18 protein-coding genes and 2 tRNA genes are annotated in these 24,638 nt (G+C 61.6%); 11 read left to right on the top strand and 9 right to left on the bottom strand.

What is annotated here, in order from left to right:
- Nucleotides 1-39: 39 nt before the first annotated feature.
- Together VQ071_RS22095 and thrS are read right to left on the bottom strand one after the other, a co-directional pair.
- A complete protein-coding gene (locus tag VQ071_RS22095; RefSeq protein ID WP_340516399.1) occupies nt 40-5,112 on the bottom strand; it encodes a M4 family metallopeptidase in 5,073 nt (1,690 codons plus the stop codon).
- A gap of 346 nt (nt 5,113-5,458) precedes the next feature.
- Nucleotides 5,459-7,366 carry a threonine--tRNA ligase gene (gene thrS, locus VQ071_RS22090; protein WP_340516398.1) on the bottom strand — a complete coding sequence of 636 codons (1,908 nt, stop codon included), beginning with the start codon at nt 7,364-7,366 and terminating at the stop codon, nt 5,459-5,461.
- A gap of 500 nt (nt 7,367-7,866) precedes the next feature.
- Here thrS and VQ071_RS22085 point away from each other — a divergent pair, with 500 nt between their 5' ends.
- From VQ071_RS22085 to VQ071_RS22060, 6 genes are all read left to right on the top strand, one after another.
- Nucleotides 7,867-8,568 carry a response regulator transcription factor gene (locus VQ071_RS22085; protein WP_340516397.1) on the top strand — a complete coding sequence of 234 codons (702 nt, stop codon included), beginning with the start codon at nt 7,867-7,869 and terminating at the stop codon, nt 8,566-8,568.
- 54 nt (nt 8,569-8,622) lie between these two features.
- Nucleotides 8,623-9,858: a sensor histidine kinase gene (locus tag VQ071_RS22080; RefSeq protein WP_340516396.1), complete on the top strand. Its 1,236-nt coding sequence runs from the start codon at nt 8,623-8,625 to the stop codon at nt 9,856-9,858.
- A 113-nt stretch (nt 9,859-9,971) separates the two neighbouring features.
- Nucleotides 9,972-11,234 carry a glycosyltransferase family 39 protein gene (locus VQ071_RS22075; protein WP_340516395.1) on the top strand — a complete coding sequence of 421 codons (1,263 nt, stop codon included), beginning with the start codon at nt 9,972-9,974 and terminating at the stop codon, nt 11,232-11,234.
- Complete coding sequence (locus VQ071_RS22070; protein ID WP_340516394.1) at nt 11,221-11,946, top strand: glycosyltransferase family 2 protein; 726 nt, start codon at nt 11,221-11,223, stop codon at nt 11,944-11,946. The genes VQ071_RS22075 and VQ071_RS22070 overlap by 14 nt, the downstream gene beginning before the upstream one ends.
- Nucleotides 11,936-12,538, top strand: coding sequence for a DUF2304 domain-containing protein (locus tag VQ071_RS22065; protein ID WP_340516393.1), 603 nt, complete (start codon nt 11,936-11,938; stop codon nt 12,536-12,538). Before VQ071_RS22070 ends, VQ071_RS22065 begins: the two co-directional genes overlap by 11 nt.
- Complete coding sequence (locus VQ071_RS22060) at nt 12,535-12,726, top strand: hypothetical protein (protein ID WP_340516392.1); 192 nt, start codon at nt 12,535-12,537, stop codon at nt 12,724-12,726. The genes VQ071_RS22065 and VQ071_RS22060 overlap by 4 nt, the downstream gene beginning before the upstream one ends.
- A gap of 34 nt (nt 12,727-12,760) precedes the next feature.
- On the opposite strand, the gene VQ071_RS22055 is transcribed toward VQ071_RS22060, so the two are convergent.
- Entirely contained in the window at nt 12,761-13,225 is a 465-nt protein-coding gene (locus VQ071_RS22055; RefSeq protein ID WP_340516391.1) for a MarR family winged helix-turn-helix transcriptional regulator, read from the bottom strand.
- A gap of 186 nt (nt 13,226-13,411) precedes the next feature.
- A tRNA-Lys gene (locus VQ071_RS22050) sits at nt 13,412-13,487 on the bottom strand.
- A gap of 52 nt (nt 13,488-13,539) precedes the next feature.
- Between VQ071_RS22050 and VQ071_RS22045 the strand changes: the two genes are divergently transcribed.
- Both VQ071_RS22045 and VQ071_RS22040 read left to right on the top strand, forming a co-directional pair.
- Complete coding sequence (locus VQ071_RS22045) at nt 13,540-13,779, top strand: hypothetical protein (protein WP_340516390.1); 240 nt, start codon at nt 13,540-13,542, stop codon at nt 13,777-13,779.
- Nucleotides 13,780-13,809: 30 nt separating this feature from the next.
- Nucleotides 13,810-14,169, top strand: coding sequence for a hypothetical protein (locus VQ071_RS22040; protein ID WP_340516389.1), 360 nt, complete (start codon nt 13,810-13,812; stop codon nt 14,167-14,169).
- An 87-nt stretch (nt 14,170-14,256) separates the two neighbouring features.
- Here the strand turns inward: VQ071_RS22040 and VQ071_RS22035 are convergent.
- A tRNA-Lys gene (locus VQ071_RS22035) sits at nt 14,257-14,332 on the bottom strand.
- 172 nt (nt 14,333-14,504) lie between these two features.
- A complete protein-coding gene (locus tag VQ071_RS22030) occupies nt 14,505-14,699 on the bottom strand; it encodes a hypothetical protein (protein ID WP_340516388.1) in 195 nt (64 codons plus the stop codon).
- 198 nt (nt 14,700-14,897) lie between these two features.
- On the opposite strand from VQ071_RS22030, the gene VQ071_RS22025 reads away from it, so the two are divergent.
- The 3 genes from VQ071_RS22025 to VQ071_RS22015 all read left to right on the top strand — a co-directional run bounded on the left by VQ071_RS22025 (nt 14,898) and on the right by VQ071_RS22015 (nt 21,232).
- A complete protein-coding gene (locus VQ071_RS22025) occupies nt 14,898-16,850 on the top strand; it encodes an ABC-F family ATP-binding cassette domain-containing protein (RefSeq protein ID WP_340516387.1) in 1,953 nt (650 codons plus the stop codon).
- Nucleotides 16,851-16,984: 134 nt separating this feature from the next.
- Nucleotides 16,985-17,512: a peptide deformylase gene (gene def / locus VQ071_RS22020; RefSeq protein WP_340516386.1), complete on the top strand. Its 528-nt coding sequence runs from the start codon at nt 16,985-16,987 to the stop codon at nt 17,510-17,512.
- A gap of 75 nt (nt 17,513-17,587) precedes the next feature.
- Nucleotides 17,588-21,232, top strand: coding sequence for an Npt1/Npt2 family nucleotide transporter (locus VQ071_RS22015; protein ID WP_340516385.1), 3,645 nt, complete (start codon nt 17,588-17,590; stop codon nt 21,230-21,232).
- Nucleotides 21,233-21,389: 157 nt separating this feature from the next.
- On the opposite strand, the gene VQ071_RS22010 is transcribed toward VQ071_RS22015, so the two are convergent.
- Genes VQ071_RS22010 through VQ071_RS22000 form a run of 3 tightly spaced genes read right to left on the bottom strand, consistent with a single transcriptional unit; the run spans nt 21,390 to nt 24,558 of the window.
- Nucleotides 21,390-22,472, bottom strand: a complete 1,083-nt coding sequence (locus tag VQ071_RS22010) for a Gfo/Idh/MocA family protein (protein ID WP_340516384.1) — start codon at nt 22,470-22,472, stop codon at nt 21,390-21,392.
- Nucleotides 22,465-23,559, bottom strand: a complete 1,095-nt coding sequence (locus VQ071_RS22005; RefSeq protein ID WP_340516382.1) for an AraC family transcriptional regulator — start codon at nt 23,557-23,559, stop codon at nt 22,465-22,467. Before VQ071_RS22005 ends, VQ071_RS22010 begins: the two co-directional genes overlap by 8 nt.
- 6 nt (nt 23,560-23,565) lie before the next feature.
- A complete protein-coding gene (locus VQ071_RS22000) occupies nt 23,566-24,558 on the bottom strand; it encodes a Gfo/Idh/MocA family protein (protein WP_340516381.1) in 993 nt (330 codons plus the stop codon).
- Between the last annotated feature and the right edge of the window lie 80 nt (nt 24,559-24,638).

Raw genomic sequence — 24,638 nt, 5'->3', positions numbered from 1 at the left:
GGCTGCTGCCAGGGAGACGAAAAACCGTTTGCGCCTTTCTTAACCGTTAATCAGCTGCAGCTTCTCCAGAAGCCGCTTCAGGGCGATCGTCGCCGTCGACCGGCTCGCAGCCGCCGACGGTTCGAAGCTGCCGGAGACCGACCGTTCGAGAATGCCCGCCTCCAGCAGCGAGCGGACGTCGGCTTCAGCCCAGGCGGCGATCCGTTCGCCTGCGACAGCCTGTGAAGCTTGCGCCGTACTGATCGCCGGCAAGCCTCCGGCATAGGTTGCGGCGCGCTTCAGCATAACCGCCATTTCCTGCCTGCTGATGATGCCGGCAGGGTTGAACTTGCCATTGCCGTATCCGGTTACAAGGCCCGCATTAACCGCAGACGTCACAGCAGGCTCGTACCAGGCTCCCTGCGCCACATCCTTGAAGGCCGAGGTCCCGGATGGCTGCGCGAGCCCCAGCGCTCTGACGAGGAGAGCCGCAAATTCGGCGCGCGTCACGGCCCGATCGGGCTCGAAGCGCTGGCCGGTCCCGAGCACCAGCTTGCGCGCTGCCATCGCTTCAATGTCGCTTCTGTCCGGACGATTCGCCAGGTCTGCGAACGACTTGGCGGCACGGACGATCGTGTACACGCTATTGTGCGGCGTCTTGACCTCGACCGTAAGCTTGCCGTCCTGGATACGAGCAAATGACGGTACGAATACCATCGCCCGAACTTCGGGGTCGTAAGTCAGCGCCGATACGCCGCCAACGTCGGCCGTGCCGTTTACGATCAAGCGCTTGGTCACGTACGTGCCGCCAAAGTTCGTAAAGCTCTTGCTTTCGCCGCCGGATTCCAGCACAATTTCAAAATCCAGCGCGTCGCTTAGCGAGTCCAGGCTTTCCTTTTTCAACAAATCGTTAATCTGTCCAGCGGTGGTGCTGCCGCTCTTCTGCACTTGGATCACAATCCGCAAGTCCGAAGGAAACGACTGACCGCCCCATGCCTGCTTCACTGCATTGCCCGTCAACAGTCCGACGGGTATCTCGTATTCGGCTGCGTCCGTCTGCAGCGTCACGACAGCCTTCGGCGCAGCCGCGGCCCCCGCGATAAGCGAAGACAAATCCAAGCGGGCTCTGACACCGTCCCCCAGACTGGCGATCGGCAGGACGACCTTGGGAGGCGCGATCGTTGAATGCTGCTTGGCATAATCGTCGGCCTCCCGTTGCGCAGCCTTGAACGCCGCCTCCAGCACGGCTCCTTCAGGCTGCAGGACAACGATTGAGCGGCCCTGGCTGTCGGTTTGCTTGTCGGCGTGCAGATCGCTCTCGCTCAGCCTGCCGCTCGCCGTCTTGCTGCCGCTGTCGGTTCCCGCAGGCGCACCGCCACCGCCACCGCCGCCACCGCCGCCACCGCCACCGCCACCGTTGTCGCCAGAGCCACCGCCGTTGTCGCCAGCGCCGCTTGTCGGCAGCGGACACGGAGTTATCGGCTCGCTGACATTAATCTCGAGTGTCGGCGGCAGATTTTCTGCCGTCGGTGCCGTTTCTCCAGGACTTCTGGTCAACGTCACGCCCATTTCGTCCGTCCGCACATACAGCATTCGTCCGCCGTAACCCGGCAGAATACCCGTAACGTTCCATCCCACCGGGAAGCTCTCCGTCACTGTACGCAGCGACGTATCGTTGTACTTGATGACCTGGTGATCGCCTAGCGTGTAGAATCCCGTCCCGCCCGCTTCGAACGCGATATCGTCAAATGCGGGGATGCTTCCCTCGTACAGCATGTCCTCCTGCTTGCTTGAAGCGGCACTGAACACCGTGCCCGCTCTGTTGAACAGGTGCTTGCCGTCCGGCGACACCCATAGCGGATAAAACATCGGATAGTCTCCATGATAAGGTGAACTGTGATCGTATCTGTCCGGCGTTAATATCGAACCGGCTGCATTTATTTCAAAGGCTTCAATATCTCTGGGCGATACTTCTGTAGTAATGTCGTAGATTTTGTTCAACTGAGGTACATGTACCAAGTATGAGGCCTGCCTGATCATCCTTGAGTCGATCCGCATGCCCGTCGCTCCGTTATAAGAGCTCAGGTTCGTCCACTGGCCCGAACCGGAAGAGACAAATACAATATTGCCCGAAGTAACGACCAGATCGAACGGATCGATATCGACCGTAAACTGCTTGGCCGTCTGCAGCGACTGCTCATTTAATATTGCGATCGCGCCCGTCTGGTCCTTATCCCACCATGTATAGTCGTGCGGCCGGTCCACAAGCGCCACGTACAGTTGGCCGTTCGCCGCATACAACCGTTCCGGCTGGCGGTCCATCGTCGCCTCCACCGTCGCTCCCGTAGACAGATTCACGGCTGCGATCTGGCGGCTGTCCTTGAAGATCGCATAGACGATCGGCAAGGTCGGGTGCTGGATCATCTGCTTGACTTCGCCCGTGAAGCGCGCCCAATCTCGGGCACCCGTAACGGTATTCGTCGCCGTCCGGTTCAGTGCCGTCGCGCCGGATACGACGGCGGCCGGGTTGCCCGCCATGTCGACGAGCGCATTCGCCGACGTTGCAGGTTTATAATTGAACTTGACGATGTTGCCCGTCTTGACAGCATTCGTCAAGGTCAAGACGAGATGTCTGCCCTTCACCGTCCATTGTTTGATCGGATCGTTCGTTCCGTTCAATTCCACGCGCATGGACGACATAACTGCGTCATAGGACGCTACGACAGGCTCGCTGTACGTCAGCGTCAGCTTGTCGCCTGCCGCCCGCGCCGTGCTCAGTACCGGCCCCTCCGTATCGTTCATCTGCACGTAAATATCGGTTGCATCCGGACGGACAGTCAGCCCTTGCGCAGAGCGGACATTAGCCACCGTGATCTCGTAGACTTCATTGGAGGAAAGCGGCCGGTCCAGCGTCAGATAGACGATGGAGGACGATCGACATTCCTTTTCAACTTTGATCACCTTGGGCGAGCCGAGGCTCGCCTTCAGCGGCTTCACCGTGTAGCTTGCCGGATTGCCGAGCGAAGAATCGTCCATCGCCGTATCGAAGCCAAGCACGATCAGCATCGAAGTACGCGTATAGCCGCCGACTGCCTTCGGACTGGACGAATCCTTGACCGCCCGCACGGTCCAGCGCTGCTTCGATCCGTTCTGCGCGGTGACCGTATAAGCCTGCTCTGCGTTCAGGTTCACCTTGGTTCCGCTGGCAGGCGTCACGGTCGCGCCTTCGGATACGGTCACGCGAGGCGTCAGCGCAGACAGATCGTCGTCCGCCTCCGCATAGACGGTCACCGTATGGTTTGCGGCATCGATGACGGCCGGCCCCCATAGCAGCTCCAGGTTAAACGCCGTAATATCGTTAGCGCCCAGCGGATCGGCCACGGCGCCCGATACGGTCCAATCGCGGGCCGTGCCGTTCTTGGCGGTCACGCGATACACGACGGGAGTCAGATAGCTTCTGATCGCCGCCGGATCCGGGCTGATCGAAGCGCCCGGGGAGATGCCGATCGCTGCGGACAACTGCGTCAGGTCCGTGCCGTATGCGGCGCTGAAGGACACGGTTCCCGCTGCGGCGTCGATTGTGGCGGGCCCGAGCAAGCCCGGCACGTCCAGGGAGACGATCGCGTTCTCGGCACCCGTATACCCGAGGCCGACCGCTTCCCATGCCGACTTCACCTTGTCGATGACGGCGGAGCGCAGCGTATCGGACAAGTCCAGATCGCCGGCGGCCAGTACAAAAGCGTCGCGCGCGTCGGCGAATTGGGCCGTCGGCGTCAAATACGAGGTCAGCGCCCCGTACGCCATATCGCCGAGCAGCTTCCGGCCCTGGCCCTCCAGGCCCGGAATGCTGTCCACACCTTCAGCGATCAAATAAGCGGCGCGATTCGGAATGCCGCTGTTCGCATGAACGCCGCCGTTGTCGTGGCCGTCATCCTCCGGCAGATTCATATAGCCCGACATGTTCGAGGGCTGAGGCGAGAGACTATCTTCCGGATGCTGCAGGCTGCGCAGGTAACCGTGTCCGCCCACGATGCCTGCGTCCTCGCCGATCAGCCAATTATCGTCGTCGAATACGGCTGCGAGGATATCCGAGAACGACTCGTTCAGCGCGCCCGACTGCCCGCTGTATTCGAGATTGGCCGTATGCTCCGTTACCGCATGCGTCAATTCATGCGCCACGACATCGTTCGCGCAGCTCAGACAGGCCATCGATTGGCTGCCGTCGCCGTACCAGATGACGCTGCCGTCCCAGAAGGCGTTGTCGATCGGCCCCGCGTTCACGACCGACTGGATCGACATGCCGTTCCCGTCGAGGCTGTTCCTGCCGAATCGATTCAGATAAAAATCGTAAACTTGTCCGGCAAAATAATGCGCGTCGATCGCTTCCGGATTCGCGTCTCCGAAGCCTCGGTCCAGGGAGCTCACCGGCTCGTACAGATTACCCGCATCGTACGTCTCGATCGTGCCCCATTCGACGCCCTGTTCGCTGCCGTACATCGGCTTGGTCGTGTCGACCAGATAATAGCGCTGGAACCGGAAAATCCCCTGCAAAGCTTTCAAGTCTTTGAAATAACCGTAGCCGGTTAATCCTATGCTTTCGGCAGCGGCGTCCGCGGAGCGGCTCAGCTTCTTCAGCACCTCGCCGCTCCTTGCGTCGACAAAGCCGTACCAACGGCCGAGGGCAGGCAAAGACGCGCTCAGCTCCACCCGATATGCCAGCGTGTACGTGTCTTTGTCGACAGGGTAATACAACAGCTCCGCGGTTGGCTTAGCCGATCCGCCGATAACAGCTGCAGACTCCCCAGCGTCCGATTGGGCGGAATCCTGCGCCTCCTGCGCCGCCTGGCCGATCGCCGCCCGCAGCGCTGCAATGGCATCTTCCGGGCTCAGCAGGGGGACGCTGTCAAGCGCCAGACTCGCCAGGCCGGGATCCGTCCCATTTGTCGCCGCGTACAAACTGCGGCCGCTGTTCAGGTGAGCCGTAATGTAACTCCCGTAGACCGGGATTCCTTTGTAGAACTGCTGGATGCGATAATGCGCCTTGCCGCGCATATCGACGCTCTTGCCAACGATCTGCAGACTGTCGGAAGTGCTGACGATACGCTGGCGCCCTGTCCCGAAGTAAGCAAGCACATCCGCATCGCTCTGCAATACGGTAGTGCTTGGGTCCTGCAAGTTTGAAGAGGCGATCGCGGCTTCCGCCTGACGAGGTCCTAAACCGGAAAGCCCTAATGATAGAAGTAAAATCAAACTTAGAATAGCAGCGTTGCCGGTCGCCAAAATCTTTTTCAAGCCGGTTTTCCCCTCTCCGCATTTGAAAGCTCTTGCCTTAAATATAACGTGAATCATCATCAGCATTTCTGTCTTTCTTCCTAGAACTATAGGATAGTAATAAATGGATTTCAATAATAATATTTCTTTTCTAACAAAGAAAATGAAGCCCCGCCGTCGTACGTAGCGGGACTTCATTACTAATCGATCAGATCTTCTCTTGTATCTCTCGCACCAGCCGCTCCCTCAGCTCCGCGACCGCCATCGGACCCGCATCGCCGGCGCCCCGCCGTCTCACCGCGACCGTGCCGCTCTCCCGTTCTTGGTCGCCTACGATGAGCATGTACGGCACCTTCTCGAGCTGGGCCTCGCGGATCTTGTAGCCGAGCTTCTCGCCGCGGACATCGATCTCGACCCGGATGCCCGCCTCGGCCAGCTCGCGCTTGACCTGGAGCGCATAGTCGAGATACTGATCCGATACCGGCAGCAGCTTTGCCTGCACAGGCGCCAGCCAGAGCGGGAACGCGCCGCCGTAGTGCTCGGTCAGCATGCCGATAAAGCGGTCGATCGAGCCGTAGATGGCTCTGTGAATGACGATCGGCCGATGCTTGTGGCCGTCTTCGCCGATATAGGTCAGGTCGAACTTGTCCGGCATCTGGTAGTCGAGCTGGATCGTGCCGCATTGCCAGCTGCGCTTCAAGGCGTCCTGGATGTGGAAGTCGATCTTGGGGCCGTAGAAGGCGCCGTCGCCTTCGTTGAACTGGTACGCAAGTCCCAGCTTCTCCAGGGCGTTCTGCAGCCCGCGCTCGGCCTCGTCCCATGTCTCCTCCGTGCCGAGGAAGTCTTCGGGACGGGTCGACAGCTCGATCTTGTATGCGAAGCCGAACACCTGGTATATCTCGTCAATGAGCGAGATCGTCCGCTTGATCTCCTCCTCGATCTGGTCCTGACGCAGGAAGATATGGGCATCGTCCTGACAGAACGTGCGCACCCGCATCATCCCGTTCAGCGCGCCGGAGAACTCGTGCCGGTGAACCTGACCGAACTCGGAGAGACGAATCGGCAGCTCGCGGTAGGAGTGCAGCTCGTTTTTGTAGATCAGCATATGTCCCGGGCAGTTCATCGGCTTCAGCGCGAACTTCGTCTCGTCCACCTGCGTGAAGTACATGTTGTCCTTGTAATGCTCCCAGTGCCCGGACTGCTCCCAGATGCGGTTGTTCATCATAAACGGCGTGCGCACCTCGTCGTAATCCCGTCTGCCCTGCACCTCGCGCGAGAAGTTCTCAAGCGCGGTCCGGATCGTCATCCCCTTGGGCAGGTAGAACGGCATGCCCGGCGCTTCCTCGGAGAACATGAACAGCTCGAGCTCCTTGCCGAGCTTGCGATGATCGCGCTTCTTGGCTTCCTCCAGCAGATGCAGATGCTCGAGCAGATCGGCTTCCTTGGGAAAAGCAGTGCCGTAGATGCGCTGCAGCATCTTGTTGTTCGCGTCGCCCCGCCAGTATGCGCCCGCCACGCTCATCAGCTTGAACGCCATGATGCGGCCGGTCGACGGCAGATGCGGGCCGCGGCACAGGTCCGCGAATTCGCCCTGCTCGTATACGGTGATGACGGCGTCCGCGGGCAGATCCCGGATCAGCTCCAGCTTGAGCGGGTCCCCGGCGAACCGCCGCGCCGCCTCCTCGCGGCTGACCGCATGACGGACGATGAGCAGATCCTCTGCCGCGATGCGCGCCATCTCTTGCTCGATGGCAGCCAGATCGGTCTCCGACAACGGCCGCTCCATATCGATGTCATAATAAAATCCGTCCTGAATGACCGGCCCGATGCCCAGCTTGACGGCGTCCGCACCGCCGTAAATGCGACGGATCGCCTGCGCCATCAGATGCGCCGTGCTGTGCCGGTATACTTCGAGACCATCCGGACTGTCCAGCGTGACGACCTCCACGCGGCAATCTTTTTCGATCGGCGCCGCCAGGTCAACGGGTTTGCCGTCGATTTTGCCCGCAACCGCCTTTTTCCCGAGGCTCGCGCTCAGACTGCCGGCCAGCTCGCCGACGGTCGTGCCGCCGGCCACCTCTCGCATTTTTCCATCCGCCAACGTTACCTTTACCATCGAACAAGCCTCCTTAGGGTTGTATTGAACGCAAAAAAACGCACATCTCCTCAAGGGACGAGTGCGTTCAGCTCGTGGTTCCACCCTAATTCGACCCGCCGGTCCATGTATCGGCCAGCGGCCGCGTCATGTATGGCAAAGTCCTCAATCGGTATCCGGTAACGGGGATAAGACGGTAGCGCCTACTGCCGCGGCGGCCGAATACGGCCCGCAGGTTCGACGTTACGGCTGCAAAGGGGTAATCCGCTCCCGGTCGCCGCTGAGGCTCGCACCTTGCACCTCATTCTCTGTCCGGTCCTCGAAGGGGATGTTGTCTTTGGTCGTCGCCTGAATAGATGACATTGCTTGGAGTTCATTATAGAGCGGACAATAGTCTCGGGTCAACCGCGGAGACGGAGCACGTCCAAAGTTTAAGCATGTCTTAAGAATTGCCGCGACAGCGATTGTGCTATATTGGGGGTAGATGAGATACGGAATTGACGGTCGCACGGGAGGAACCAATGGCTGCAAGAGGAACGATACTGCTGGTCGACGACGAAAAAGAAATCATCAAGCTGATGGAGATCTACTTTCTCAACGAAGGCTATACGCTGCTCAAAGCGTCGGACGGACTCGAAGCGCTGGATCAGCTTGAGCGGCACACCGTCGACCTGATCATCATGGATGTGATGATGCCCCGCATGGACGGCATCGAAGCCTGCATGCGCATTCGCGAGACGCGCGAGCTGCCGATCATCCTGCTGTCCGCCAAGAGCCAGGATATCGACAAGATCGCGGGACTTAGCATCGGCGCGGACGACTATGTCACGAAGCCGTTCAACCCGCTGGAGCTGATGGCCCGCGTCAAGTCGCAGCTGCGGCGCTACAAGCAGTTCGGGCGGGCCGCGAGCGCGGACGAAGCGCAGATCGAGATCGACGATCTCGTCATCAACACGGCCATGCATACGGTGACGGCCGATGGCGAAGAGATCAAGCTGACGCCGCGCGAGTTCGCCATCCTGCGTCTGTTGGCCGTCAATCGCGGCATCGTGCTCAGCATGGACAAGATCTATCAGGAAGTGTGGAACGAGCCGTTCATGGAATCCAAAAACACGGTCATGGTCCATATCCGCAAGCTGCGCGAGAAAATTGAAAAGGACCCGCAGTCGCCGCGCTATATCAAGACGGTGTGGGGCATCGGATACAAGATCGATCCGAACTGACCGTCGCGCCGGCGCCGCCCCATCTCTCCCATAGAAAGAAGCGTGTCTTCGGCTATGCCCTTCAAGCTCGATTTTAAATGGCTGCACACCGTTCGCTGGAAATTCCTGGCCGCGGCGCTAGCCAGCGCTGCGCTGACGGCAGTGATTCTGTGGGCTTTTTACCTGCTCGCGCACATCCTGATTACAGTGCCCCTGCTCACCGGGACGATGGCGAGCGTCATTAATCGCTTCGGCTCCGTCCCTGTACTGGTTGTACTGGGCGGGGCATCTTTTCTTTTCTTTTATTTTCTGTTCAGCCGCGGCACGATCCGCCGGCTGGAGCAGCTCGACGACGCGCTGCGCGATATGGCGAACGGCAACCTCGGCGCAGGCGCGCTCCCGCCACTGCGCGACGAGCTCGGTCAAGCCGCCGGCAGCATCGACAGGCTGTCCCGCAGGCTGAGGGAATACCTCGAGCGCATCACTGCAGGATTGCAGGCATTGGCGAGCGGCCGGTTCGAATACCGGATCGAGGTGGATCGGTCCTACGGCGATCTCGCGGTGATCGCCGAGAGCATCAATGCGATGGCGGAGCAGCTTGATCGTTCGATCCGCGACGAGCGTCATGCCGAGAAAACGAAAAACGATCTGATCACCGGCGTCTCGCACGATCTTCGCACGCCGCTCACATCCATCCTGGGCTTCCTGGAGGTGATCGAGCAGGACCGCTACAAGGACGAGGTCGAGCTGCGCCATTACGTCAACATCGCCTACGAGAAGTCGCGCGCGCTGAAAAAGCTGATCGACGACCTGTTCGAATATACGCGCATCGGAGGCGGCATGCCGCTCGCCTGGACATCGCTCGACCTGACGGGCCTCCTGCGCCAGCTCGCGGAGGAGTTCGTCCCGAGCCTCGAGAAGGCCTCGATGTCCTGCCGTCTGAGCGCGCCGGAGGCGCCGCTCGTCATCGAAGCCGACGGCAACCTGCTCGTCCGGGCGTTCGAAAATTTGATGACCAACGCGATCGCGCACGGCAGCACAAGTCCGTATGTGGACATCGACATTGATCGCCAGGAAGAAATTGCAGTCATCCGCGTCGTGAATTACGGCGATCCGATCCCGGCGGGCGACCTGCCGTTTATTTTCGACCGCTTCTACCGGGGAGACCGCTCGCGGACATCCGGCGGGACGGGGCTCGGGCTCGCCATCGTCAAGAGCATCGCAGAGGTGCACGGCGGCCGCGTCTCGGCGCGCAGCGACCGAAGCCGGACCGTATTTGAGATCGCGCTCCCCGTCGCACGCCGCTCATAACTTTATCAGCGTTTGTTAAGGAAATGGTAAGGATTCATGCAGGCGGCCGTTAAGATTCCTCTCCTATACTTGCCCTCATAGCAAGCATACGAAGAGGAAGGGGATTATCCGGCATGTCCGTATTTTCGTCCGTCAGAACGTTAGCCGGCAAGCCGGCGACGATCGTCGCGTTCGCGCTCATTTTCACGCTGGCGGCCTATTTGAGATTCGACTTCATCTCCTCGGTCACGCATCATGTGACCCACGACACGATCTACTACGACAAGATGGTCCGGCAGCTGCTGGAGCAAGGCGTATACGGCTACAAGAGCGAGTCGCCCAACGCGCAGGTCGCGCCCGGCTATCCGCTGTTCATGGCGGCCGTATACAAGCTGGTCGGCTACGCGGACCGCGATCCGTATCCGGCCATCCGCTGCATGCAGGCGCTCATGAGCCTGGCGACAATGGCGATCGCCGCGCGCATCGCGCACCAGCTGGGCGGCACGGTCGCCGCGCTGGCGACTGCGGCCGCGATGGCCGTCTATCCGCCGTTCATCTGGGCGAACGGCGCCATCCTCACCGAGACGCTGGCTGCGCTGCTGCTCCTGCTGTACCTCCGGCTCCAGCTCTCCGCGCTGGACAAGCTGACGCCGCATTCCTCCATGCTGGCCGGAGCCGCTCTCGGGCTCGCCATGCTGACGCGCTCCGAATACGCCGTCCTGCTCGTCGCCTCCTACGCCTTCCTCTGGCTGATCCGCAGGGATACGTTCCGGACCGCCAAGCTCCTCTTTTTTGCGATGCTCGGTACCGCACTTGTCCTGTCGCCCTGGGTCGTCCGCAACGCGTTCACGCTCCACAAGCCGATCATCGCCTCCACGCAGGTCAACCCGTTCGCCGCCGGGACGTATCCGAACAAAAACTACGAGGACGGGCTCGTCGACCGCCACGGCAAGACGCAGATGGAGGTCGCCAAGGAACGGCTGCGCATCGGCTTTACCCAACACACCTGGACCTATGTGAAATGGTATACCGTCGGCAAGCTGCGCGCAATCTACGGCCGCATGTTCTTCGGCGCCGGGCATTCGCCGCTCTACCCCGTTATCCCGCTGCGCCAGCCGGTCCATGTCGCCATCGTGCTCGGCGGTCTGCTCGCCGGCGCGCTCCAGCTGCGCAAATGGCGGCGCACGGCGCTGCTGCCCGTCGTCTTCCTGGCCGCGATCTCCGTGACGCGCCTCGCCTTCGTGCCGGAATACCGGTACAACTTCACGGCTATGCCGATCCTGATCGTGCTGGACGGATTGCTGGTCGCGGCAGTAATCGGCCGGCTGCTCCAGCATGACCGCAGATCAGGCAGCCCGGCTCCCCCAAAGGAGGAATTGACGCATGCGGCGCTCTGACCTGCTCATCATCGTGCCCGCCTACAACGAAGCCGAAGGCATCCGGGGCGTATTGACCGATATCCGGCGGAGCATACCCGATGCCGACATCGTCGTCGTGAACGACGGCTCGACGGACGCAACCGCCTTCGAGGCGGCCGCGGCGGGTGCGGCCGTGATCAGCCTGAGCTGCAATCTGGGCATCGGCGGGGCCGTGCAGACCGGTTATCGCTATGCGGCCGAGCAAGGGTATCGCTATGCCGCCCAGATGGACGGCGACGGGCAGCATCTGCCCGGAGAGATGGGCCGCATGCGACTCGCGCTGGCGCATGGAGGCGCCGACATGGTCGTCGGCTCGCGGTTCCTCGAGCGCCGGGGCTTCCAATCGAGCCATGCGCGCCGGATGGGCATCGCGCTGCTCGCGGGCTTGCTCACCCGTCTGCTGGGACGCCGGGTGACCGATCCCACGTCCGGCTTCCGGCTGTGCGGGCCGGCGGCGATCGCGCTGTTCGCCTCCGACTATCCGACGGATTACCCGGAGGTCGAGGCGCTCGTGCAGCTGGACAACGAAGGCCTGCGCTGCGCCGAGGTGCCTGTCGTGATGCGGGAGCGTCTCACCGGCAAGTCCAGCATCTCCGCCTTCAAGCCCGTGTATTACATGTGCAAGGTGACGTTGGCGGTGCTGATCGCCAAGACGCGCAAAAAGAAATGGAGCGTGCGCTATGAAGCTTGATCTTTATTGGCTCAGCTTCACGCTCAGCGCCTCTTATTTTATCGTCCTTCTCTATATGATCCGCAGCCGCAAGCTGAGGGAGCAGTATGCGCTGCTCTGGCTCGCGCTCAGCGCCATCATGATGACCTTGTCCTTGTTCCCTTCGGTCATCGACCGGATGGCTGGCTGGGTCGGCGTCGACTACGCGCCGTCGCTCCTGTATTTGCTCGGGCTCGTGTTCGTACTGTTTCTGCTGCTTCACCTGACGATCGCCATATCTTCGCTCGCGCGGCGCGTCGTCTCGCTCACACAGACGCTGGCGCTGCTGGAGCGGCAGAAGCTTGGCGAATCGAGTGCGGCGGCGCCTGGTTCCTGTGGAGGAGAGGAGATTCATGGGAAGCTTCGCGACTATCACGACTATGCAGTGTCTGGATATGCGTGCGTTGAAGGCGCTGAAGATGAAGAGCCTAATGATGAACTTGCCGGAGATGATAGTGTGGAAGTTGAAGCTGCTGGAGTTGAAGGTGCTGGAGTTGAAGGTGCCGGGCTAAAAGGGACTGGAGTTTCTAGAAATGGCGGAGTGCGGTCTGTCGCGGGAGGATGGACGTTATGAGCGGTCTCCTGCTCGCGGTCAACATCGCGCTGCTCCTGGCCGGTCGGCTTTTCTGGAAAAAGACGGTCGCGGTCGGCGGCGGCATGCGTCTGCACAGCTTGCCCTCGCTGCTCATGTCCCCTTTATTTCTGATGGGAGCAATCTGCTACGGGACTGCTGCGATCTCCTGGTTCTCCGCGTTGTTCTGACGACCGCGTACCGTCTGTTAGCCTCGTATCCCCGCTAATCGTCCCGCTCTTCCCCGAGCGCTGCGGCATGGACGCCGATTCGCTTGAGCAGCTCCGCCAGCATTCGCTTCTCCTCGGGTGTGGCGACGGACAGATTACGGGAGATCATGGCTGCATGCTTGGAGAAAATATCGTCGAACAGCGCGCTGCCGGCGTCGGTCAGCACCGCGTTCGACGTTCGGCGGTCTTCCCGGCTCTGGCGCCGCTCCACGTAGCCCTTCTTTTCCAGCTTGTCGATGACGTACGTGATGCTGCCGCTCGGTATCGACAGCCGCTCGCTGATCTTCTGAATCGGCTGCGGGCCCTTGTTGTACAGCAGCTCGAGGATCATGAAGTTGTCCGGACTCAGTCCGTGACTCTCGATGTCCCGTCCCACATTGCTGAAGATCGCTCTCGAGGCTCTCGACCAGATGCGGAACAAGCGCAAATCTTCGGCGGTTCCCGGATCCTTTGCGTCCATCGTTCGTGTCCTCCCTCGAATTGAGGCATCGTCGTCGCTATAGAGAAATCCTAGTCTTAGGATAATTGAAAGTCAAGTGGGCACAAACTTGTCTCTATGCGGGGTGCCCTCTTCGCTCAAGCGGCGGCCTGCAAAAAATAAAAAAGAGCAGTGACGTCAAACGTCGCTGCTCCTGAACTTTAGAGGTGGTAGGCCCTGTGGGGATCGAACCCACGACCCGTTGATTAAGAGTCAACTGCTCTGCCAGCTGAGCTAAGGACCTGTAAAGAACTTTTATAATATAGCACAGGGTAGACGAGGATGGCAAGCCCCTAATGCAAAAAAAATTCCGGCGCGGAAACGGAAACTCATTGTCTCCTTATCGCATGGGCGGAATAGCGATGTGCGACATTCTTATCTGGCGCGGGGGCGGTCAGATCGGCGGAATAGCGATGTGCGACATTCTTATTCGGCGCTGGGGCGGTCAGATCGGCGAAATAACGATGTGCGGCATTCTTATCTGGCGCGGGGGCGGTCAGATCGGCGGAATAACGATGTGCGACATTCTTCTCTGACGCGAGGGCGGTCAGATCGGCGGAATAGCGATGTGCGGCATTCTTATTCGGCGCGGGGGCGGTCAGATCGGCGAAATAGCGATGTGCGGCATTCTTATTTGGCGCGGGGGCGGTCAGATCGGCGGAATAACGATGTGCGACATTCTTATTCGGCGCTGGGGCGGTCAGATCGGCGAAATAGCGATGTGCGGCATTCTTATCTGGCGCGAGGGCGGTCAGATCGGCGGAATAACGATGTGCGGCATTCTTATCTGGCGCGGGGGCGGTCAGATCGGCGGAATAACGATGTGCGGCATTCTTATCTGGCGCGGGGGCAGTCAGATCGGCGGAATAACGATGTGCGGCATTCTTATCTGGCGCGGGGGCATGCGGCTTGTTGGGTCCCGGTAAGCTTCCGCCCCGCGTTCCTGCAACATCGGGATAAAAGCAAAAGAGAACGGTGCGTATAAAACGCCGCCGTTCTCGTCATTTACGGGATGGTAGGCCCTGTGGGGATCGAACCCACGACCCGTTGATTAAGAGTCAACTGCTCTGCCAGCTGAGCTAAGGACCTGTAAAAGAACTCTTATAATATAACACGCCCCCCCACCCAACGCAAGTCCAATTTCAAAAAAATCTTCTGCGCAAAATTACCGCAAGATCTCTGCGAAAATTCGACTGGCCCAGGGCGGTACAAGTCGGTCACACACCTTGCCGACTAACGTATGGCCGCTCCCTGACACCCGTCACCAACGCATGGCCTTCGACGTATGACCGCTGCTGCCCCCTACCGCCCGCCTTCTGACGAAGTTGCTCACCAGCGCATCTTCGACGGAGCCGCTCTGTAACTTCGCTGCCCTCCATCCGCCATCCGCCATTCGCCATTCGCCATTCGCCATCCGCCATACGCCATACGCCATCCGCCATCCCTCATTAGCCATTCTCCATCCGCCATCCTTCATCCATCATCCATCATCCTTCATCCGCCCTCCTCCATCCATCATCCGCCATACGCCACCGTCGCATAGCTACTCCATGCCGCATGCGTCCATGCGGCCGGCCGCGGGCAGGCTTCACCGGGAATGTGTTATGATACGTGTATTCATGTCATTTACTATATGAAGCGAGTGGTAACGTATATGGCGACGATCCTGACGGTCGAGCATCTGATAAAAAGCTACGGGGACAAGGTCCTCTTCGAAGACATCTCCTTCGGCATCGAGGAAGGCGACAAGATCGGCATCATCGGCGTGAACGGCACGGGCAAGTCGAGCCTGCTCAAGGCGGTGGCAGGCATCGAGCCCGCGGACGCCGGACGCATCAGCGCGGCGGGCCGCACGCGCATCCGCATGCTGGCGCAGGACCCGGCGTTCGCGCCGGGCGAGTCCGCGCTGTCGCATGTGCTCGGCGGCGACTCGCCGCAGCTCGCGGCACTGCGCGCCTATGCGGCGGCGCTCGAAGCGCTGGACCGCGAGCCGGAGCGCCCCGGCCTGCAGGAGCACCTGATCGCGGCGAGCCAGGCGATGGACGAGCTGGACGCCTGGGCGATGGAGACCGAAGCCAAGACCGCGCTCGCCAGGCTCGGCATCACGGACTTCGATGCGCCTGTCGACACGCTGTCGGGCGGCCAGCGCAAGCGGGTGGCGATGGCGGCGGCGCTGCTGCAGCCGTCGGACCTGCTCATCCTCGACGAGCCGACCAACCACATCGACAACGAATCGGTCGCCTGGCTCGAGAGCATGCTCCAGAAGCGCCGCGGCGCACTGCTCATGGTCACTCACGACCGCTACTTCCTGGACCGGGTGAGCAACCGCATCATAGAGCTGGACCGCGGGCGCGCCTTCTTCTATGAGGCGAACTACAGCCGCTTCCTCGAGCTCAAGCTCGAGCGGGAGGAACGCGAGGCCGCATCCGAAGCGAAGCGCAAAAACCTGCTGCGCAACGAATTGGCCTGGATAAGACGAGGCGCACAAGCCCGCTCCACCAAGCAAAAGGCGCGTATCGACCGCTATGAAGCGCTCAAGGCGTCCACGCCCAAGGCGAGCGGCGGCAAACTCGACATCTCCGTCGCCTCCTCCCGGCTGGGACGCAAGATCGTGGAGCTGGATCATGTGACCAAGCGCTACGGCGACAGCACGCTGATCGACGGCTTCAGCTACACGGCGGTGCCGGAGGACCGCGTCGGCATCGTCGGACGCAACGGCAGCGGCAAGTCGACTCTGCTCAAGCTGATCGCAGGCCGGCTGACGCCGGATAGCGGCTCTGTGGAGCTCGGCGAGACGGTGCGGATCGGCTGGTTTTCCCAGGAGCATGAGGAGATGGACGAGAGTTTGCGGGTGATCGAGTACATCCGCGAGGGTGCGGAACAGATCACGACCGCCGAGGGAGAACGCATCTCCGCCTCCCAGATGCTCGAGCGTTTCCTTTTCCCGCCTGCGGCCCAGTGGACGCAAATCTCCAGACTGTCGGGCGGAGAAAAGCGACGTCTCCAGCTGCTGCGCGTGCTCATCGAAGCGCCCAATGTGCTCCTGCTCGACGAGCCGACCAACGATCTGGACATCGCGACATTGTCCGTGCTGGAGGACTATCTGGACGATTTTCCAGGCGTCGTGTTCGTCGTGTCGCATGATCGGTACTTCCTGGACCGCACGGTCGACCGTATATTCGGCTTCGAAGGGGCGGGCGTCATCCGGCAGCATACCGGCAACTACTCGGATTATCAGGCATACGCGGAAAAGCAGCAGGCGCTCGAGTCGGCCCGGACGGCGGCAAGCACGGTCAAAAAGCCGGCGACGGCATCCGACGATACTACTACAGGCGGCACTTCCGATGCCCGTTCGGGCAGCAAAGCGCTGAAAATGTCTTACAAGGATCAAAAAGACCTGGAGCAAATCGACGACTGGATCGCCGCAGCCGAAGAGCGTATGGCGGCGCTCGGCCGACAGATGGACGAAGCCGCCAGCGATTCGTACCGGCTGCAGCAGCTGACGGCCGAGCTGGCCGAGCAGGAGACGAAGCTGGAGAGCCTGCTGGAACGTTGGACGGAGCTTAACGAGCTGGCCGAAGCGATCGCCGCGCAGAAAAAGGGCTGACCCATACAGAATCATGGACCGGAATCGATCTCGTCGATTGCCGGTCCATTTTTTTCATCGTCGCGGCCGGCGGTTCACAAAATCCCGTGCAGACGGTAAAATAAAGCTATATATTGGAAGGAGCGGAATACCCGATGACGATTCGAACGATACTGCCGTTCGGCGATGAACTGTTGAGAAAAAAAGCGAGGCCGGCCGAAGGCATCACACCGCGGATCGAGCGGCTGCTGGACGATATGGCGGAGACGCTGTATGCGACGGACGGGCGGGCGGGTCTTGCCGCCCCGCAGATCGGCATCCTGCGCCGGGTAATCGTCATGGATTGCGGCGAAGGTCTGGTCGAGCTCGTGAATCCCGAGATTGTGGACATGAACGGCGAGCAGGTCGGGGCCGAGGCCTGCCTGTCTTTTCCCGGATACGCGGGCATCGTGAAGCGGGCCAACGAGATCACGATCACGACGCTGAACCGTCAGGGCGAGACCGAGACGATTCGGGCCGAGGGCTTTCTCGCCCGCTGCATCCAGCATGAGATCGACCATCTCGACGGCATTCTTTTCATCGATCACGTCAAGGGTACTACATTGTTCCATGAGGAAAACGGGGACAAAATCTCGATCCACCAAGTGAGGAAAATCGCAGGACCTCCTCCACTCCCCCGCTAGCCGTTTCACCGAGCACGATCAATCCACGCATTTTCAAAGGAGCTCACCTGTCTGATTGCCAACAAAATCGGTGCCATGCTGCGGCGGCTCCCCTCGCGGGGAGCGGAGGACAGCGGAGAGTACGCAAAGGTCGCGCTGCTGTTCCTTTACTTCTTTTGTACGGTAGCCGCCTCTATCCTGGGAAGAACTGCAGCCGATGCGCTATTCCTCAGCCGCTTTGACAACGCCGCGCTGTCGGGCATGTATCTGCCCCAGGCTGCGACCATGATCCTGACCAGCCTCGTCTTTCAGCGCTACGCCCACCGCGTACGGATCGAGCGGCTGCTCTTTGGGCTGCTGCCGACTGTCGCCGCCCTCATCCTCATCTCCAGAATCGGTGTCGGACTTGAGCTGAGCTGGGTGTTCCGCGTCATTTACGTCGGGTACGATGTGTTCAACTTTTTGATGATCGTATGCTTCTGGCAGTTCGCGACATCGGTGCTCGATCAACGCAAGGCCAAAAAAATGATCGGGCTCGTCGCCAGCGGCGGCACGCTCGGCACGGTAGCGAGCGGCTTCGGCATCCGGGGCGTCGTCCCGGTCATCGGCACCGCCAACCTCCTCTATATGTTCGCGGCGTTCGTCCTCGCTGGGCTGGCGATCGTCGTCGCGATCGTAGCGCTGAAGGGCCGAGGCGGTGAACGGTCCGCAGGCCACGCTGCATCTCCTGCTCCGATCAAAGCTCATGCTGCGGGCAGGGCCAGTTCTGACGGCTTGTTCAAGAACGTTCCCCATTTGAAATATATGGTCCTGCTCGCGGCATCGGTCACGCTGTCGCTGACGCTGATCGACTACCAGTTCAAAGTGCTGCTGAGAGAATCGCTGCAAAACGAAGCGCTGGCAGGGTTTATGGGCAGCTTCCAGGGCATCTCCGGCATTGCCGGGCTGCTCGTCCAGCTCACGCTGTCCGGTTGGGTGCTCACGCGATTCGGCGTCACGACGGCGCTCCTCGTGTTTCCCGTGACGCTCGCGGCCGCCAGTGTCGGTCTTATATTCCTGCCGGTGCTCGCCATGTCGGTTCTCGCCAAGGGCAGCGACAAGGTGCTGGGAGACACGCTTTACGCTTCAGCCAACCAGCTTATCATGTTCCCGGTACCTCCTGCCTGGCGCACCAAAGCCAAGAACTTCATGGAAGGCATCGTCCGCAACGGCTCCAAAGGTCTCGCAGCGCTGCTGCTGCTCGTGCTCAGCCGCTGGCTGGCGCCGGCGCAGTTCAGCTATATCGTCGCGCTGCTGCTCTTGGTCGGGATCGTCTCCGGCCTCAAGATCAAGAAGGCATATCTGCAAACGCTGCTGTCGACGCTTAAGACCGGACAGGACGATCCGCAGCGGGCCGAGCTGGACTTCATGGATCCCGCGAGCCGCGCACTGCTCGCCGATGCGCTCCGGCAGCCTGACCCGCAGCAGGCGCTGTACGCGCTCCGCCTGCTCAAGGACATCGACGCGTTCGATCTGTCGCCTTATCTCCCCGGCTTGCTGGCCCGTCCAGAGCCGCAAATTGTAGAAGAAACGCTCGCATACATCGAGCAGCGCAAGCCCGCCGGCATGGAGACGCGGCTGCTCGAGTTGCTCGATGCGGCCAGCGTCCCCGTCCGCGCCAGAGCCGTCGTAGCGCTGGCCGCATATATGGAAGAAATGCATCTGGAGGCGATCTCGCATCGGCTGACGGATGCATCGGTCGAAGTCCAGGCAGCCGCGATCGCTGCGCTCGTGAAGTATTACGGCATCGAGGGCATGTACAGATCGGTCGGTCTGCTGAGACGGCTGACGGAGAGCGAGGTCGAGGTCGAGCGGATGGCCGTGGCGTCCTTGTTCGGGCAGATCGGCGTGCCCAGCTTCTACAAGCCGCTGCTCGGACTGCTGCGGGACCCTTCGAGCCAGGTCGCCGTCCGTGCGCTCGGCTCGGCGGCCAAGCTGCGCGTGCCCGCGTGCATCCCGCCGATCGTCGACCGTCTGGCGGACGGCGCTGCCCGGCGGCACGCCGTGGAGGCGCTCGCCGCCTACGACGCGGAGGAGATCGTCCCCGCGCTGCGGCCATATCTCGGGCGAGAGGATATCGCCCTCCACCTGCCTGCCGTATTCGAAAGGATCGGCACGCCGTCGGCGAGGGATGCGCTGTTCGCCGCATATGAGGACGCCGGGTACGCGCTGCGGGATCGGATCCTCGAGTCGCTGCTGCGTTTGCACAAGGACCTGCCCGCCGTGACCGGCGCACAGGCCGAGCGGTACGTCCGGCTGGAGCTCGCGCTCGACGAGCAATACAGCGAGCACGGCGGCGCTGTCGCCGGCATGGCGGCAGGCGGGGAGCTCGCCGGCAGCATCGCCGAGATTCGCGCAGGCATCTGCCGGCGGATCTTCCAGCTGCTGTCGCTCATCTACGACGAACGGGCGATGCAGGCCGTCTACGCCAACTGGACCGAAGGCGACGGTCAGCGGCAGGCCAATGCAACCGAAGTCGTCGACCAGACGGTCCAAGGTCCGCTGCGCGCGGCGCTCGTCAAGCTCATGTCGGCGCCGCGAGAGCTGCCCAAGACCTCCAGGACGGGAGATGCGGCGCTGCATTGGGCATGGCTCGCAGGGCAAGGCGATCCATGGCTCGCGCAGCTCGCGGCTTACGAGCGTGCAGGGCTCGATGGCGCTGCCGCAGATGCACGGGCGGCTCTGCAGGTAGGACAGGTGCGGCTGCTGAAGAAAATCAGCCTGTTCCACGACGTGCCGCGCGCCGAGCTGGCGCTGCTGGCGGACACGCTCGAGCAGGTATCGGCGGAGCCAGGCAGCATTATCATCCGTGAAGGCGAGCCCGGCGACTGTCTGTATATGATCGAGAGCGGCAAGGTAGGCGTCTTCAAGGGCGATACGCGCGTGCATGAGCTGCGGAGCGAGGAATACTTCGGCGAAATGGCCGTCCTGACGCAAGGCGAGAGAACGGCTACGATCGTGGCGGAGGAGGATGTCCGGTTGTGGAAGCTGGACTCGGACGTATTCAACGAGCGGATGACCGATCGGCCGAGCATGGCGGTCGAGATGATGAAGCTGCTGTCGCGCCGGACCCGGGACGCGCTGGCGACCGTCGCCGGAGCCGGGACCGGCGCAGAGAAGGCTGAAGGCGGCGCAAGCAGCGGGGTAACTGCCGTAGCCGGGGCTGCCGGATTCGCTGGCGGCTCGGATAGCACAGACAGTGCGGACGCGGCGGAGCGTGAAGCGGCTGCGGCCGGCACAGGCTCCGCGGATGCCCCGTTCCAATCGGATGCCGCAGGCGGCTTGTCCGGCAATGCCGCCTTGTTGAAGCGTGTGCTCGTACTTCAGCAGGTGCCGTTGTTCCAGCATCTTAGCCCGGAGGGCTTCCTCGACCTCGCGCAGCTCGTGCAGGAGGAAGAATATGCGGCCGGCAAGACGATCTGCAAAACCGGCGAGTACGGCGACACGCTGTATGCGGTCGTCGACGGCGCCGTCAGCGTACGCAGGGAAGGACGCGCGATCGCGACGCTGAGCAAGGGCGAATACTTCGGAGAGATGGCGATCATCGACAGCGGCCCGCGATCCGCGGATTGCGTCGCCGTCGGCCGCACGTCTCTGCTCGCCCTCCGCAAGGAGCAGCTGCTCGCCCTGTGCTTCCGCGACGCGCAGGTGCCGCGCGGGATGATGAGGGTGCTCGCGGAGCGTCTGCAGGGCATCGCGTGAAGATGCTGCGGCGGGCACTGCCCTCGTTGTGCGGCACTGCCGCACAACGCGCCCCCCACCCTCGCGCCGGGCCAAGCCGCGCAACTCAAAGAGGACGAAGCGGACATCCATCCGCTTCGCCCTCTTTTTTGTTTCGTCCTCTTTTCACATCATACGCTCAGTCCGGCAGCTTGATCTCGACCTCGCGGCGCTGATCGGCGGAGCGCTGGACGCCGTCGATGATCGCCTGCTGGATGAGAATCTGCTCGCCGGGAATCGGGGCCGGGCGGCCGTCGCGCACCGCTTCGGCGAAGTCGCGCACCTTCTCGTCGAACAGGTTAAGCGAATGCCCGACGAGCGGCACAGCCGTCGAGGTGTGGCCGCCGAAGTCGTCATGATACAGCGTCATGCTGCCGATGGAGCCATCCCAGACGCCCGCCCACGGGCCGGAGCCGGCAGGCGTCACCTTGAGGCCTGCGTCGGTGCCGAGGAACATCGTGGCGCCCAGCGTGTCCATGTGCATTGCCCAGGAAATTTTGAACTGCAGCACGAGGTCGTTGTCGAAGCGGACCATGGCCACGCCGAAGTCCTCTACCTCGAACTTCGCGGCTTCGGGATGATAGAGCGGGTTCGTGCCGAAGTGATTCGACGTGAACGCGGATACCGACACCGGACGCGGATAGCCGAGCGTATTGAGCGCCATATCGAGCGAATAGCAGCCGATGTCTGCCATTGCGCCCGCGCCGGCGAGCGCTTTGCTGATGAAGGTGCCGCCCGGCATGCCGCGCCTGCGGCCGCCGCCCGTCTCCGCATAGTACACATTGCCGAGCCGGCCGGATTGCACGATATCCTGCAGCAGCTTCATGTTCGGATCGTAGCGCGGCTGGAAGCCGATCGACAGCATGCCGTCATGCGACTTTGCCGTCTGCGCCATCTCGAGCGCCTCGTCCAGCGTGACCGACATCGGCTTTTCGAGCAGCACCTTCTTGCCCGCGCGCAGCGCGTCTACGCTCGTCCGGTGATGCGACGCATTGGGCGTGCAGATGCTGACGGCGTCCAGATCATGCGCGAGCAGCTCGGTATGGCTATCGTACGCGCCTGCGCCTGCGAGCCCCTCCCGCTCCGCGAACTCCCGGGCTCTACCGGACAGCACGTCCGCGACCGCTACGATGTCTACATATGGAAGCTTGCGATACGCCGACACGTGATGGCGCGCGATGCCACCCGTACCGATTATACCGACTTTGACTCTTTTATCCATGATCATCCATCTCCTCTGGCGCGACGCCGGGTTGCCGTATGCCGTGCAGACGGCGGTAAGCCGACGGCGTCATGCCGAATTTATGTTTGAATACCGGGTATAAATAGTTCGGGTTGCCATAGCCGTGCCCGGCCGCGATCGCCTCGACGGAACGCGACGACCGCAGCAGCTCTTCGGCGATGCGCTGCAGGCGCACATGCTCCACCCAATCGCGGAATGCCGTGCCGCCCTCGCTGCGGAAAATCCGCTGCAGCTGACGAGGGCTCACCTGCACACGCTGAGCGACCTCCTCCAGCGAGATCGGGCGCGACGCATTGTCCTCGATGAACTGTACGGCGAGCCGGAAGCGGTGATCCTTCATATCGCGGGCAGGTATGCTCCCAGCGGCCTCGGGCGCGGCATGCGCGCGTGCAGCGCGCAGCAGAATCTGCACGATATGCTGCTTGAGCGTCGTATAGAAGCCGACAGGCTGGTCCTCCCAGGCCCGGTAGGCATCCAAAAACGCGTTCATCCCATGATAGCGGTCAAGCGCCGGAACGGCGGGCATCGTCCGCAACAGATGCAGGCAGTCTTCCGACTCCTGGCGTTCCAGCGGATCTCCCCAGCCTTCGTCCGTCTCCGGACCGGCCAGCCGTTCGATCTCGCAGTGCAGGCACAGCTCGTACATGGGTTCCTCCGGATCGGACCGCTGCTCATGGACGACATCGGGCGCCGTCAGGTAGAACAGCCCTTCTTGCAGCGGGTAGACCGTATCGTCGACGATGAGCGTTCCCTTGCCTTTGGGGATAAAGTGGAACTCATATTCGGAATGCTTGTGCGGCGCAATCACATGCCCCGGCGAAAACTTGGTCAGATGGCAGCGCAGCACCCGGATGCCGAGCGCGCCCCACCGGAACCGCAGGTCAAGCCGGTCAAGCGCATCCGATCGCCGCTCCATGCGGGCGAAGGCGAACGGCGGCTCGCCGCTGCGGCGCTCGGCAGGCGCTTCGGAATGGCGAACCGCTTGGTCGGCGGCTCGATGCCGGGATGGCTGCCCTTCGGACTGGCGAATCGCTGTGCCGGACTTCCGGATGCCCTGGCCGTCCATCGGACGCTAGCCCCGAAGTTCGGACAAGGACACGGACCTGCCCTCTGCGGCCGATCGGTTCGCCGCTTCCATGAGCTTGGTCAGATCAAGCGCCAATTCGACATTCTCGGTCGCCTCGGTGCCCGACTGAATATGGCCGACCCACTGTTCGAACGCGTACGGCAGCCTGTCGCCTACAGGTATCTCGGCCCATCCCTTATCCGGCTCGCTGTTGCTGCGCACCTGAATCCGCTCCTCCGGGAAACCGTACAGCAGCGTCCCTTCCGTACCGTGCAGCTCGATCGAGAACGGAGAATGGCTGTTGACGAAGCCTGCTTCCGCAATACCGACCGCGCCGTCCGGATAAGCGAATACGGCGACGGCGTTGTCCTCGACCTCGCGGCCGCTCACGTATCCGAAGGTAGCGCTTACGGACGCGGGCAGGCCGAGCAGCTTTCTGACCAGGTAGACCGGGTGGCAGCCCAGATCGATGAGCGCTCCGCCGCCGCATTGTTCCTTCGAATAGAAGTGGGCGGGCAGCCAGTTCGCGGTCGAACCGTTGTGCGACAGCCGGACGCGGACCAGCGTCAGCTTGCCCAGCTTGCCGGAGTCGACGACGTCCAGAATCGACTGCGTGTAGGCATCGTACAGCCTTGGCAGGGAGACGGTCAGCTTCACACCCGCTTCGCGGACGGCCGCCGCGATCTCGTTTGCTTCGGATACGGTGGACGCCACCACTTTTTCCGTGAAAATATGCTTGCCTGCCTGTGCGGCCTTCACCATCACGTCACGATGTATATTTGTCGGCGCGTCGACGACGACGGCATCGATGTCGTCCCGTGCGAGCAGTTCGTCCAGATCGGCGATAAACGGTACGCCGTACTTGTCCGCCTTCTCCGCTCCGCGCTGGGGCAGCTCGTCCCAGATCGCCGCGATCTCCGTATGCGGATTGTCCAGCACTTGCCTCGTATAGTCTTCCGCGTGCACGTGCCAATAGCTCAGCATGCCGATTCGAATCATGTCCAGCTCTCTCCCTTCAAATATACGACACCTCCACAAGATATCATGGACTGGATGCCGAATTGAATGCAATATCATGT

The sequence above is a fragment of the Cohnella sp. 56 genome (assembly GCF_037963805.1).
Lineage (GTDB): Bacteria > Bacillota > Bacilli > Paenibacillales > Paenibacillaceae > Cohnella.
Note: the sequence above shows the minus strand (reverse complement) of the source record. Positions and strands in the feature narration are given on the sequence as shown.

Coding starts and splice junctions, on each gene's coding strand:
- thrS (WP_340516398.1), bottom strand. CDS start 7,366: ATGGTAAAGGTAACGTTGGCGGATGGAAAAATGCGAGAGGTGGCCGGC.
- VQ071_RS22085 (WP_340516397.1), top strand. CDS start 7,867: ATGGCTGCAAGAGGAACGATACTGCTGGTCGACGACGAAAAAGAAATC.
- VQ071_RS22080 (WP_340516396.1), top strand. CDS start 8,623: ATGCCCTTCAAGCTCGATTTTAAATGGCTGCACACCGTTCGCTGGAAA.
- VQ071_RS22075 (WP_340516395.1), top strand. CDS start 9,972: ATGTCCGTATTTTCGTCCGTCAGAACGTTAGCCGGCAAGCCGGCGACG.
- VQ071_RS22070 (WP_340516394.1), top strand. CDS start 11,221: ATGCGGCGCTCTGACCTGCTCATCATCGTGCCCGCCTACAACGAAGCC.
- VQ071_RS22065 (WP_340516393.1), top strand. CDS start 11,936: ATGAAGCTTGATCTTTATTGGCTCAGCTTCACGCTCAGCGCCTCTTAT.
- VQ071_RS22060 (WP_340516392.1), top strand. CDS start 12,535: ATGAGCGGTCTCCTGCTCGCGGTCAACATCGCGCTGCTCCTGGCCGGT.
- VQ071_RS22055 (WP_340516391.1), bottom strand. CDS start 13,225: ATGGACGCAAAGGATCCGGGAACCGCCGAAGATTTGCGCTTGTTCCGC.
- VQ071_RS22045 (WP_340516390.1), top strand. CDS start 13,540: ATGCAAAAAAAATTCCGGCGCGGAAACGGAAACTCATTGTCTCCTTAT.
- VQ071_RS22040 (WP_340516389.1), top strand. CDS start 13,810: ATGTGCGGCATTCTTATTCGGCGCGGGGGCGGTCAGATCGGCGAAATA.
- VQ071_RS22030 (WP_340516388.1), bottom strand. CDS start 14,699: ATGGCTAATGAGGGATGGCGGATGGCGTATGGCGTATGGCGGATGGCG.
- VQ071_RS22025 (WP_340516387.1), top strand. CDS start 14,898: ATGGCGACGATCCTGACGGTCGAGCATCTGATAAAAAGCTACGGGGAC.
- def (WP_340516386.1), top strand. CDS start 16,985: ATGACGATTCGAACGATACTGCCGTTCGGCGATGAACTGTTGAGAAAA.
- VQ071_RS22015 (WP_340516385.1), top strand. CDS start 17,588: ATGCTGCGGCGGCTCCCCTCGCGGGGAGCGGAGGACAGCGGAGAGTAC.
- VQ071_RS22010 (WP_340516384.1), bottom strand. CDS start 22,472: ATGGATAAAAGAGTCAAAGTCGGTATAATCGGTACGGGTGGCATCGCG.
- VQ071_RS22005 (WP_340516382.1), bottom strand. CDS start 23,559: ATGGACGGCCAGGGCATCCGGAAGTCCGGCACAGCGATTCGCCAGTCC.
- VQ071_RS22000 (WP_340516381.1), bottom strand. CDS start 24,558: ATGATTCGAATCGGCATGCTGAGCTATTGGCACGTGCACGCGGAAGAC.